Source organism: Chroococcidiopsis cubana SAG 39.79 (assembly GCF_003991895.1).
In the GTDB taxonomy this organism is placed as follows: Bacteria; Cyanobacteriota; Cyanobacteriia; order Cyanobacteriales; family Chroococcidiopsidaceae; genus Chroococcidiopsis; species Chroococcidiopsis thermalis.
Map to the genome: position 1 here is coordinate 1 of NZ_RSCK01000140.1, position 11,589 is coordinate 11,589.

Below are 11,589 nucleotides of genomic sequence, written 5' to 3' on the forward strand. Positions count from 1 at the left end.
CGCTCTGCTATTTCCAGAATTTTTAGCCCAAAGCGCTTCTTAGTATTTCATTATGCTTTTATTAGATGCGTTTGCCCTGTCCATGCAGCCAAGATCAGGCCGTGGACCGCGGGGTCAAGACCGAGTTGCTTGAACAGCGAGATGCCTCCGAACCCTACGATTAAATAGACGACGAGTCCGACGATAATCTCGGGCCAGCCCGGACGGGAGGTCTTGCTAGACCGAGCCGAGGACGCGGAAGGGGGTTTTCCCGACTCCCGCAGGTGATTTGAAGAAACACGAGGCATGATAATTGACTCCTTTTATCGGGTTACTGACTTCAGTTGCTGATTGGTTCGGGATTTGCCGGGGTCACCAACGACCCTTCTGGTGGCTCTGGGAAACGGATTGGGGCGACTCCTGCTTGAACACCCCGTAGGCGATCGCCAGGAACACGGGGATTGCAACCAGCACTGATAGCGCCCCGTAGGTGGCGTGGTACTCGCTGATTGTGAACAGAGCCGGTGTGGTCACGGCACTTCCAGTGATGTTGAACAGGAGTATGCCGCCGATGTTGTTTGCGAAGTGTACGCCGATCGCGAGTTCAGTAGTTCCGTCAATCAACGAAACCACAGTCCACAAAAGACCCGGAACGAGGAAGTAGGTGACAAAGACCGTGAGCCAGCCGCCTGCGATCGCCTCCGGATTGCCGAGGTGCGGCACGGTGAATATCACAGCTGGCGCGATCGCCAGAAACACGCGATTAGACCAGATCAGGCTTGCGCCCTGCACGATGTATCCACGGAAGAAAAGCTCCTCGGTAGTCGTCTGGATTGCGGTAAGAACCAGTGCGATCGGCACGAAGAACGCGAACGCTGCGAGGTCGGAGTTAAAGGAGAAGGTGTCAGGGTAAAAGAGGTACTGTCCCAGCCCACCGATCAGGCAGAATGGCACGAACCACGCCACAAACCCATGACCGACGCGCCGCCAGCTTATCTTCTCCCGCGCCGCGATCAGCGTCAGGGGATGACGGCGGTGGATAACGGTAACGGCGATGAGAATCCCCGCGAGGAAAAATGGGAAACCTGCCATGACAAACAGGAACTTACCAAAAGGATCAAGCACGGAGTAATCCGGCTGACCGCTAAGCGCGATCGCAACGAGTACGCTGGCACCAGTCCCGACCACTAGCCACGCAAAGAGGATGATCGTCAGTCCCAGAACATACCGCCACCCCCGATACTTACCCCACCTCGCAGCCTCCACGTAAGTCACGTCTTTCACTTCCGTTCCGATTCCTTGCTTTCCTTTGGTTGCGTTGATCCTCATCTTCGTCTCCTTTGCTCGTGCGTGTGTGTATTGCTCGAATCGGGCTGCTCGAATCGGGCTGTTAGTTGCTGTTGCGATTGTTTTCAGGGATCGACGGGATCGCCGACGACTCCGCCAGTGGCTACGCGCACAGCTTGGGCTATACGCCCGATCGGGTTACCAATGGAGGCGCGATCGGCTCCCGACATGAGGGCGGCGCTGACATCTTCGCTAATGACGCGCAAAACTGCGGTGGTGACAGCCGCGTGCAACCGCACCTCAATATCGTCAGATGGGCGGCGCAGGCGATCCGCGATGATCTCGACCAGTTCTCGCTCAATTCGGTCGTGGGTCATTAGCCAGGCGGCGCGAAGATCCGGCTCTTTTTCAGCCAGCACGGTCATCTTGATGACAGCCTCGTCGTAGGCTTGCTGCTCGACATCTTTGGTTCGGTTCGTTGCCCATTCAATGAGGTGATCTTCAAGAGAGACTTCCCGAGGCCAGCGGCGCAGCACCGCCACACACTCCTCGACATCCTGCGCCAAGACCGGCTCAGCACAGCTTTCCTTGTTGCGGAAGTGCCGCCAGAGGGTTCGCACCGAGATTCCAACTGCGCTTGCGATTTGCTCGCCGCTCGTGGTAGCAACACCGTGTTCCCAGAACAAACGCGCTGCCTCCCGCGAAATCTCCAGACGTACCCGCTGTTGCCGTTGTGCATTCATCCCCCCTGATTTGCGATTGCCTGATTTGTGATTGCTCATCGTGTTGCTGTCACCATCACTCGTCATGACCGTCTTTCTTGTCATATTTGTCATTTAATGACATTTTGTCACCAAATGACATACCTCGCAGGAGGTAGCTTTTGTAGATGATTTACACCGCACTGCTGGTTTCAGCCTTGACCTCAGTTTTGATGACGAAAGCCCTTAATTCGACCATCTTGCCGCCACGAAAGCGCCAGATGTCGCAGTACGAGTAATCAGTCCCTTTCCCGTCTTTGTCCTTGATTGTCAGGTCGCCCAGTGCCATGACAAAATCACCCTCAGCGATCAAGTTCGTGACGATATTTAAAGGCGGTTCCACATACTTTGTTGCCATCCATTGGCGAACGGCTTCTTTTCCGTTCAGGATCTTGTCGCCTAAAAATATCCATTTCGTATCGTCGGTACAGAACGACAAGAAGCCTTCATGGTTACCCTCAGCGATCGCTGCGTTTGCCGCTTCTAAGATAGCTTTATTGTTCTCTGACATTTGAATCTCTCCTCTGTTCAAGTAAATGTTTTAACAGAGCCGTTTCTGCTGCCACTGATGCAAAACTCACGGAACAATCGCAGTCACGCGAATTTCAATCCGCATCGTGGGCAGTGCAAGCGCCGCGACACCTAGCTCTGTCCAAATTGGAGCGCGATCGGGTATGTAATGACGAAATAGCTTGACCATCACCTCGTTCACCTCCGGGGGAAACCCGCCAACATGGTAAGAATTGACATGGACAACATGCTCCCAACTCGCACCAGCCGTTGCTAAGGTTCGCTCTACATTCTGAAATGCTTGGGCAATCTCGTCTGCGATCGCTTCGGGAATTTGCAGATTGTCATCCCAACCGCCTTGTCCGGATATCTCCACTCGATCGCCAATTTTGACCGCTTGCGAGTAATGCAATTTATTCAGCATGTATTCCCCGTAACCGGGGGTGACAAAAAACTCTGGCTTTTTCATAGTGTTCCTATTGATGAAAAGCTTGCTCTAACATTTAGTTGCTATGACTAGCACGTTCGATCAGTGCGTTTGAGGGCAAGCTCGGATCGATCGCCTTACGCGCACTTTCAACACCCACAACGGGTAGTGTCCCAGGATCGAGTAAGCCGAGTTGAACCAATACACTCGCCTGATCCCAATAGATGTGTTCGTGGGCTAGCTTACCATCACGAAACTGGACAATCGCTACCACTGCCACTTCAACCCGTTTCCCAGTCGGAGCAATGCCAGGTAGCATCCACTCCATCTGGATGGTATGAGTGAACTTAACCAGCATTTCATCGACGAGTCGATCCGTCCCGATCGTGCGCGAAATCGGAGTCAGCTCCATGTCTGGCGGAATCTGGGGAATGAAGTCTTTGGAATAAAACTCACCCACTGCTGCTTTTCCGACTCCCCCAGTCATCACTGGAATGTTATTCACATAAGCGTCCTCAACCATCGTAACGAGAGCATCTTCAGGGCTGTGAGTACCAAACTCGTGCCCGATATGCTCTTCCCAGACCGCTTGCAAGGCTTCCTGAGCGGATGTCAGGCTTGGAGTTGCCTGTACTGCCTGTTTGTCTGCTGTTTGCTCTTTGACCATATTGAATTCTCCTAAGTTCTATCTAAACTGTATTGATTCCAATGCTTAACTTCTTTCAGATTCTGACAATAATTCGTCAGATTCTTACGAGTTGCGCGTCTATCCGACACATCACACCCAGGGTGCCTATCCGCTGGATGCAGTGAGTCCAAGACGCTACGCGATGGTGATGGAAAGTACGGATTGCGAACTCGTCAGCAGTAGTAGTGGTTTGAGCTGTTTGTGAATTCATAGTTTTGAGCGATCGAATTAGAGTGATGCGGTTGCCCCAATTTCAGGTGCATAAATCGTTTCGTCTTCTTTGCGCCAAGCTGGATCGACTAGACAAACGAAAGCAATGGGTTCGTCACCGTAGTTGTGAAGGAACTGGATTGCATTTGGAGGAATGTAAACCGCATCGCCTGGTTCAATACGACAAACTTCACTGTCGATCGACATTTCTCCAACACCGCTAATGATGTAATAAACCTCAGAAGTCTTTAGGGAATGAGGAATCGAAGTTTTGCCAACAGGCAGGATCGCATACGCCAAACTGTAACGCAAGTTGATGTCTTGTTTGGCAGGATGAAGCAGTTCGCGCAGAACAGTTCCATCTCCAGCGATAATTTCTTCACAGTCGTTTAGTTTTTGGATCAGCATAAGTTTAGGCTTGCAATTACACGATTGGAGCAAGTTCGGGTTAAATACTGTCAGAAGTCAGCAACATCACGACATCTGCATGAGCTAACACGATATCGGGGTGACGTTGAAGCGCCGTATTATACTTCATGGCAAACTCATCGCCCAATTCGTCGGGGCTGAGCAGTGTACGAATGTCACTGTCAATCGCTTCCATTGCCTCTGGTGTAACAGGTTCACCGTCATGAAGCAACTCATCGATTTGGATAATCAATGCTGAGAGTCGATGCAACCAGGCAAACTGCTCATGACGAATCACCAGTTGTAGCAATTCACCTCTAGAAACTTGCCCTCGAACTTGCTCATAGGTAAGACGCTCAGTCTCTAGTAAAAGCTTGTGCAGACGTAGTAGTTTGATGCGTAACTCGCTCAAGCGTTGATGTTGACTAAATTGAAGTGTGTTAGGCATAAATCCGTCCCATTCTTCCTGCTTGGTAGTCGTCAATCGCCTGGATAATTTCAGCTTCAGTGTTCATGACAAACGGACCGTAGCGCACGACTGGTTCGTTAAGGGGGACACCTGCAATTAGCAGAAGATCTAGAGGACGCTGAGCATCAGTAGGGTTGGAGATCGCCACATCTTTTCCATCTTGAGCAAAGAGCACCATCTGCCCATCATCACCAGGCGCTAGCTCTGTCCCAAACAACCCAGACCCCTCCAGTACATAGACAAAGGCATTGTACTCTTTTGGTACAGGCTGGATCGTCGTTGCCCCTGGTTGCAGTGTGAAGTGGAGGTAAATGATCGGCGTGCGCGTCTGAATGACGGCTTTTGCCCCTAACGCTTCTCCTGCGATCGCTCGCACCGTCACAGACCTATCTTCGGTTTGAGCTACCGGAATGCGAGCCGCTGGAATTTCCTGATAGCGGGGTGGCATCATTTTGTCTCGTTGTGGCAGATTGACCCATAGCTGAATGCCGTGGAGCCGTCCACCAGTTTGGGTAAACATTGACTCCGGCATCTCGGAATGCACGACCCCAGCACCTGCTGTCATCCACTGGACATCACCCGGATTTAGTAACCCAGCGTGCCCCGCAGAATCTTTGTGTTCTAACCGTCCATCCAAGACATAGCTGACGGTTTCAAAGCCCCGGTGCGGATGATCGGGCGCACCTTTTGCTTGACTCGGCTTTAGATTAATCGGACCCAACTCGTCGAGGAGGAGAAACGGGTCAAATTCAGAGAAGCTACTTTTGGGAAAGGGGCGATGTACAAGAAATCCGGCTCCTTCGAGTGTTTCAACGCTGTTGATGACTCCGGCAACGGTTCGAGATGTTTGAGTGGGGACAGTCATAGAATTATCTCTTCAGAACTAGACAAATATATGTATCATTTGAGCCCGATCGCGTACATTGCGATCGTGAATGAGATGGTTAATAGTTTCGTTGCTCATTTTTAACTCCTGGTTGAATGTAAGGAAAAAACGATCGAGTTTTTGTGCTGCTTCTTCAATAAGGGCGCGATCGCAAATTTTTATACTTTATGTTCTGGGTTTTTAAAATCACTCTGACAACCTGCATCCCAAACTTCAGGTTGGTTTCCGTGAGCGGGAATGCCGCCATTATCTTTCAAGATTCTTGCCAAATGCATACAGTTCCAAGTTAAGAAAGTTGTATTTCTGTTGGTAAAATCATTTTCAGGGCCACCAGAATCAGGATCTAGATAAGAAGGGCCAGGGCCAACTTCACCTAGCCATCCTGCATCAGCTTGTGGTGGAATTGTATAACCAATATGAGAAAGAGAAAATAAAATATTCATAGCACAATGTTTAATCCCATCTTCGTTACCAGTGATTAAGGTTGCACCGACTTTTCCATAATCTCGATATTGTCCTTTTTCATTTAAAACATGAGTGTAACCGTACATTCTTTCTAAAACTCGATTACAAACAGAACTTTTTTCTCCAAGCCAAACTGAGGTACACAATACCAAGATATCAGTTTCATCAATTTCTTTTTGAATTATGGGCCAATCGTCTCGATCCCATTCATCTGTTTGGGACATATCTAGCCCAAGTCCTGCTGGTATTTCGTAATCTACAGGTCGCATGACTTTAGTTTGAACTCCATTGGCTTCAAATATATTTTGAGCAATATCGATTACACCACTGGTATGAGATAAAACAGGAGTTCTATTCAAAGTGCAGTTCAAAAAAAGAACCTTGAGATCGTCATATTTTGCTGGTGTATTTTGACACTGATTTTCAGTTATTTGTTTAAGTTGTTTTGACATTGTTGTCCAATTTCGATCAATATTGACCTTCAGCACACAATCAAACTCCGATTCGTTTAGCAATCATCAGCGCCATAAAGCTGGTCTAATTTTCTGTAAACTTCAGCACAATTTTGCCTCGTGTTCCTCCCCGCTCTAGACGCTGATGTGCCAGAACGACCCGATCCCAAGACAATACTGAATCAATCACTGGGCGAAGCTGATGACGCTCGATGAGTTTTGTCAAAGCCTCTAATTTTGCTCGGTACTGGGTTGAGAAAACAAAATGAATCGTCAGATTCTTGCCCCATGCTTCAAGCAGCGATTGCGGAGTTGCAATGTCTACAATGCTTGTAAGCCTACCGAAGGGACGAATGATTTCTGGACTACGCCCAATTGTTTCTCCGCCGATCGTATCTAGAACTAAATCCACACCCAGTCCATTTGTTTCCTGACGAATGACTTCTACGTAATCTTCATTTTTGTAATCAATCACTCGATCTGCGCCCAGTTCTGTCACGAAATCTCTGTTTCTAGAGCTACACGTTGCAAAAACGTATGCCCCTATTGCTTTGGCGAGTTGAACTGCGATCGAACCAACTCCACCCGCACCCGCATGGATGAGAACTGTTTCACCAACTTGTAGATTGCCCCTAGTCACTAGACAATCCCAAGCAGTTCCGCCTGCAAGTGGAAAAGAAGCTGCTTCAATGTGCGATAGATTTGCAGGCTTCAATGCAACAATCGCTGCATCAGCCACATGATACTGAGCGTAGCTACCGAATTCTCCAAAAACTTGCGGCGAGTAATACACGTTATCTCCCACCTTGAAATCAGTCACAGCTTCGCCAATTGCCTCAATCACCCCTGAAACATCGACTCCTAGGATAGCGGGTAATCGAACCAGTTCCTTGTAATCACCACGACGAGTTTGGTAATCGACCGGGTTAATCGAGGTTGCACAAACTCTGACTAACACCTGATTCGCCTTCAGTGTTGGTATGGGAACAGTTTGAATCTCAAACTTCTCAGCATCACCAAACGCAGTTAATACGGCTGCTTTCATAGATTCCATCTGCGCCAACTCTCCTTGATTTAGAATTAACAGTGACGGGATTTCGATACCACTCAGCGCCGGTAAGTTCTCCCCAACTTCGCAAGTCAGCACGATTTGGTAAGGTAGTTACCGTTTAGGGAAAAGGTTTTTCCTTCCACCTCTGGATCTGAACCAGTTTTGGATTAGTTTTTCTTGAGGAAGTCAAGCAAGACAGGATTCACTTGATCGGCATGAGTCCAGTTGATGGCGTGTGGTCCGCCAGGAATGACCACAAGTTGACTGTTTTTAATCAGCTTCGGAAGTCTGGCTGCGGTGGACTCAAGTGGCAAAATGCGATCGGCATCGCCATGAACGATCAGCGTTGGTACATCAATGCGGGGTAGATCGTCGCGGAAATCAGTCAGCCAGGACGGTACACAGTCCAAAGTCCCTTTCGCAGAAGCCCCTGCTGCCACATTCCAACTGGCTTGAATTGCTTCATTGCTGATGCGATCGCCCAGCAACACATCTACATTGAAGAACTCTTTGAAGAACGTAGAGAAATAGGCTGGGCGATCTTCAACGATCGCTTTCATAATGCCATCGAAAACGCTTTGATCGACACCTTCGGGATTATCATCGGTTTTCAGCAAGAAAGGCGGCACTGGAGCCATCAGCACGGCTTTCCACACTCGTTCTGAGCCATATTTGCCAAGATAACGTGTGACTTCGCCTGTTCCCATTGAGAAGCCGACTAGCACAGCATCATGCAAGTCGAGTTTGGTCATCAGCGCGTTCAAATCTGCTGCAAACGTATCGTAGTCATAGCCAAACGAGGGTTGGCTGGAAGCACCAAAGCCTCGGCGATCGTAAGTAATGACTCGATACCCTGCATTTAGCAGCACTAAGACCTGCTTTTCCCAGGAATGACCGTTGAGGGGAAATCCATGAATCAGAACAATCGGTTGACCTGTCCCCAGATCTTCGTAGTAGAGATCGATCGTTGCAGAATTTTCTCGATCGACGGTAATGTAAGGCATGAGAGGTTTCTCCGTTGTAAATTGATGTGTTTTTGTCTGTTGCATCACAATTGTCATACAGCGATCGCCGCGTTTGCCGCCTCTAAGATGGCTTTAATTCTGCTTCGGTAGCCAGTGCGGCACGCACACCAGCATCGAGATTCATGCGGTCTACAAATCGTGACAGGTTCTCAAAGCCTTGTAGTCCAACCTGAGTGTCGATCGCCCAGCGCAGAATGACGAACAGGTAGGGATCGGCAATCGATCGTTCGCCAGTGAGCCAGTTTCGTCCGTCGAGTCGGGCATCGAGCCGCTCAAGGTATGTACGCACGCGGATGCGGGCGGTATCGGCGATCGCGCCTGCGAAAGCTTGGTTTTGCAGGAAACGGGTCGGCATGAAGATCGGCTTGAACGTCATATGTACGTCGGAATTGAGGAAGCCGAGCCAGCGCATTACCTCAGCACGATCGTGCGGTGTGCCGTCGCCAAGCAGCCGCGCCTCTGGATATAGGTCGGCGAGATAGCCGAGGATAGCGACGTTTTCGGTGAGTGAAAAGTCGCCGTGCTCCAGCAACGGCACCGTGCCATTCGCGTTGATGGTGAGGTAGTCTGGTGACTTGATGCTTTCAAGGCTCATCCTGACGATTTCGTGCGGCACACCAATCCATTCGAGGACGATGAGATCGGCCAGCGAACAAGCACTGGGCATATGATAGAGTTTCATGGAGTGTCCCCGATCGCGAAGAATGTGTTTTTGCTTCCTACCTACTATTTTCATCATTTGAGTGTAATGACTCCTAATGCTCGGCTTCTTTCAGATTCTTAAGGTGTTTTGCCAGATTCTTGTGCAATCCCCTTCAAGACGCAGCGTGGAACCGATCGTGCTGTCGAGGAACGCGCGGATGATGCAGGTCGATCGCGACTTGGTCGCAACATTTTGCACTGTCGATCGCCTACTGCGCCACATAGCTACCATCGACCATCAACGTTTCACCTGTGATGAACGATGCCAGGTCAGATGATAAAAACAGGACTGCATTTGCAACTTCAAGCGGTGTTCCAACTCGTCCAATCGGGTGAAGTCCTGTTATGTAAGCTTTGACTTCATCCTGCCCACCTGTAGCTGCTTCAAACATATCTGTTTCGATTGCTGCTGGTGCAACGACATTGATGCGAATACCGGCTTTGGCATATTGGAGCGCAGCAGCTTTTGTTAAGCCTACTACCGCATGCTTACTCGCGGTGTAGAGGGATTGGGTAGGAACTGCAACGACTCCAGCCCCAGATGATGTATTGACGATCGCACCACTTCCCTGTTTCAACATCTGAGCGATTTCATATTTCATCGACAACCAAACGCCTTTGACATTGACATTCATCGTGCGATCGTATTCAGCTTCTGTTTGCTCAATCAGTGAGGGATTTTCGCCGACAACTTCTGCATTATTAAAGGCAATATCTAACCGACCAAAAACGCCAACCGCTTTATCAACCATTGCTTCAACATCGGCTTCTTTCGCAATATCTGCTTGCACAAAAATCGCCTCTCCGCCAGCTTCTTTGATCGATCGAACTGTTTCTTCACCTTCATCCATTCGACGACCCACCACAACCACCTTTGCTTGTTGTCGGGCATAAGCGATCGCCGTTGTTCTACCAATTCCCGATGTACCTCCGGTGACTAACGCCACCTTATTCTGAAGTATCATTCTATTTCTCCTGTTTAATCTCATCAATTTGTATCGGGTAAGTTTGTCTCAGCAACTGGGCGACTTCTTGCGCGATTGCAATCAGGGCATGATTCACCGAAGAGTCGTGAAGAGAATCAGTCTGAGGTGTACCTTCATGCTCAGAATCAGTCTGAGGTGTACCTTCATGCTCAGAATCATTTCTGCTTTGTACTCGTAAATGCGTCATAGAACTACCCTCAATGAAATAACAAAACCGCTTTCGTCTATTCCTAACGTTGATGAGTTATGAGAAGAGCTTAGTGACTTGTAGCAACAATGGCAGCCATCAACTCTGTTATTCTCCAGCGTCCGGTATATCGAATGTTATTGATAAATAGGACTGGAGCAGCCGTTATTCCACTGTGTATTCCGCCTGCAATATCTTCATTGATGCGATCGATATGCACTTGTTTAGATAAGTCTTTGAGAAATTGAGAGATATCAAGCCCTAAATCATTGGCGTACTCTACGAGATAACCATTTTCTAACTTCTGTTGATGGGCAAACAAGGTGTCGTGCATTGACCAAAACTGTCCTTGGGCAGCGGCGGCTTCAACGGCTTGGGCTGCCCGTTGAGCATGAGGATGAATCTGTGCTTGCGGAAAATGACGGAAGATAAAACATAAATCATCCTCTCCAAAAGAAACCGTAAGCTCTTGCCGAATGACTTTAATCAGCTTGTAAACGGCTGCACTTCTAGGGCATTGATAGTCCCCATACATCACTAACACCACAGCGGCACTTAGCACACCTTGACTGCGATCTTGGGTTGAAGCTGGCACAACTAAAGAACTGGAACTATGGTCGTCGATCATCTTTCTACATCTGTATCAAGCATGGAACCTTGCAATTCACTTGCTCAATCCACATGAATTCAATATAAGCAATTGACTTTTAGTTGTCGTCTACAGTGAGTTAAAACTTTTACACTATAATTTGATTGAGCAATTGCTCCTTCCTAGAATAGAAGGCTAGCTATAACTTAAGTTAGAATTCGAACTCAATCGAAAGTTCTACAAGCAGACGATGCCACGTTTAACGGCAACAATCACAGCTTGAGTGCGATCGCTCACATCTAACTTATTCAAAATCCGATTGACATGAGATTTAACCGTGCCTTCACCGATACTCAAAGCAGCCGCAATATCGGCATTACTCATCCCCTGTGCCAGCGAGCGGAGTACCGCCAGTTCTCTTTCACTCAGGTATTGTCAACTTAACTCGCAAGCAGGATGATGGTAGTGGCTCAAATCAGCTCGCGACTGCTTGTCCATGTACTCCCG

At 48.7% G+C, this 11,589-nt stretch carries 15 protein-coding genes and 1 pseudogene; all 16 read right to left on the reverse strand.

The window, feature by feature from the left end:
- Window positions 1-351: 351 nt before the first annotated feature.
- On the reverse strand, window positions 352-1,308 hold the full coding sequence (locus DSM107010_RS34540) for a CPBP family intramembrane glutamic endopeptidase (protein WP_106216142.1): 957 nt from the start codon (window positions 1,306-1,308) through the stop codon (window positions 352-354).
- A gap of 83 nt (window positions 1,309-1,391) precedes the next feature.
- Window positions 1,392-2,102: a TetR/AcrR family transcriptional regulator gene (locus DSM107010_RS34545; protein ID WP_199755962.1), complete on the reverse strand. Its 711-nt coding sequence runs from the start codon at window positions 2,100-2,102 to the stop codon at window positions 1,392-1,394.
- A 58-nt stretch (window positions 2,103-2,160) separates the two neighbouring features.
- Window positions 2,161-2,538 carry a nuclear transport factor 2 family protein gene (locus DSM107010_RS34550; protein WP_106168378.1) on the reverse strand — a complete coding sequence of 126 codons (378 nt, stop codon included), beginning with the start codon at window positions 2,536-2,538 and terminating at the stop codon, window positions 2,161-2,163.
- 66 nt (window positions 2,539-2,604) lie between these two features.
- Window positions 2,605-3,006 carry a RidA family protein gene (locus DSM107010_RS34555; RefSeq protein WP_106168379.1) on the reverse strand — a complete coding sequence of 134 codons (402 nt, stop codon included), beginning with the start codon at window positions 3,004-3,006 and terminating at the stop codon, window positions 2,605-2,607.
- A 34-nt stretch (window positions 3,007-3,040) separates the two neighbouring features.
- The gene (locus DSM107010_RS34560; protein WP_106168380.1) at window positions 3,041-3,631 is read right to left on the reverse strand and encodes an ester cyclase; all 591 of its coding nucleotides are present in this window, start codon (window positions 3,629-3,631) and stop codon (window positions 3,041-3,043) included.
- Between the two features lie 249 nt (window positions 3,632-3,880).
- The gene (locus tag DSM107010_RS34565) at window positions 3,881-4,270 is read right to left on the reverse strand and encodes a cupin domain-containing protein (protein ID WP_106168381.1); all 390 of its coding nucleotides are present in this window, start codon (window positions 4,268-4,270) and stop codon (window positions 3,881-3,883) included.
- Between the two features lie 40 nt (window positions 4,271-4,310).
- Window positions 4,311-4,718, reverse strand: a complete 408-nt coding sequence (locus tag DSM107010_RS34570; protein ID WP_106168382.1) for a hypothetical protein — start codon at window positions 4,716-4,718, stop codon at window positions 4,311-4,313.
- Entirely contained in the window at window positions 4,711-5,604 is an 894-nt protein-coding gene (locus DSM107010_RS34575; RefSeq protein ID WP_106168383.1) for a pirin family protein, read from the reverse strand. The genes DSM107010_RS34570 and DSM107010_RS34575 overlap by 8 nt, the downstream gene beginning before the upstream one ends.
- 179 nt (window positions 5,605-5,783) lie before the next feature.
- The gene (locus tag DSM107010_RS34580) at window positions 5,784-6,542 is read right to left on the reverse strand and encodes a flavodoxin family protein (RefSeq protein ID WP_106168384.1); all 759 of its coding nucleotides are present in this window, start codon (window positions 6,540-6,542) and stop codon (window positions 5,784-5,786) included.
- Between the two features lie 85 nt (window positions 6,543-6,627).
- Window positions 6,628-7,596: a zinc-dependent alcohol dehydrogenase family protein gene (locus tag DSM107010_RS34585; RefSeq protein WP_106168389.1), complete on the reverse strand. Its 969-nt coding sequence runs from the start codon at window positions 7,594-7,596 to the stop codon at window positions 6,628-6,630.
- A gap of 164 nt (window positions 7,597-7,760) precedes the next feature.
- Complete coding sequence (locus tag DSM107010_RS34590) at window positions 7,761-8,597, reverse strand: alpha/beta fold hydrolase (protein WP_106168390.1); 837 nt, start codon at window positions 8,595-8,597, stop codon at window positions 7,761-7,763.
- An 82-nt stretch (window positions 8,598-8,679) separates the two neighbouring features.
- A complete protein-coding gene (locus DSM107010_RS34595) occupies window positions 8,680-9,300 on the reverse strand; it encodes a glutathione S-transferase family protein (RefSeq protein WP_106168391.1) in 621 nt (206 codons plus the stop codon).
- A gap of 229 nt (window positions 9,301-9,529) precedes the next feature.
- Entirely contained in the window at window positions 9,530-10,285 is a 756-nt protein-coding gene (locus tag DSM107010_RS34600; RefSeq protein ID WP_106168385.1) for an SDR family oxidoreductase, read from the reverse strand.
- A gap of 1 nt (window position 10,286) precedes the next feature.
- Window positions 10,287-10,493, reverse strand: a complete 207-nt coding sequence (locus DSM107010_RS34605) for a hypothetical protein (RefSeq protein ID WP_106168386.1) — start codon at window positions 10,491-10,493, stop codon at window positions 10,287-10,289.
- A 70-nt stretch (window positions 10,494-10,563) separates the two neighbouring features.
- Window positions 10,564-11,121 carry a DsbA family protein gene (locus DSM107010_RS34610; protein WP_106168387.1) on the reverse strand — a complete coding sequence of 186 codons (558 nt, stop codon included), beginning with the start codon at window positions 11,119-11,121 and terminating at the stop codon, window positions 10,564-10,566.
- Between the two features lie 198 nt (window positions 11,122-11,319).
- Window positions 11,320-11,511, reverse strand: a pseudogene (locus DSM107010_RS34615) (response regulator transcription factor); the annotation flags it as partial.
- Between the last annotated feature and the right edge of the window lie 78 nt (window positions 11,512-11,589).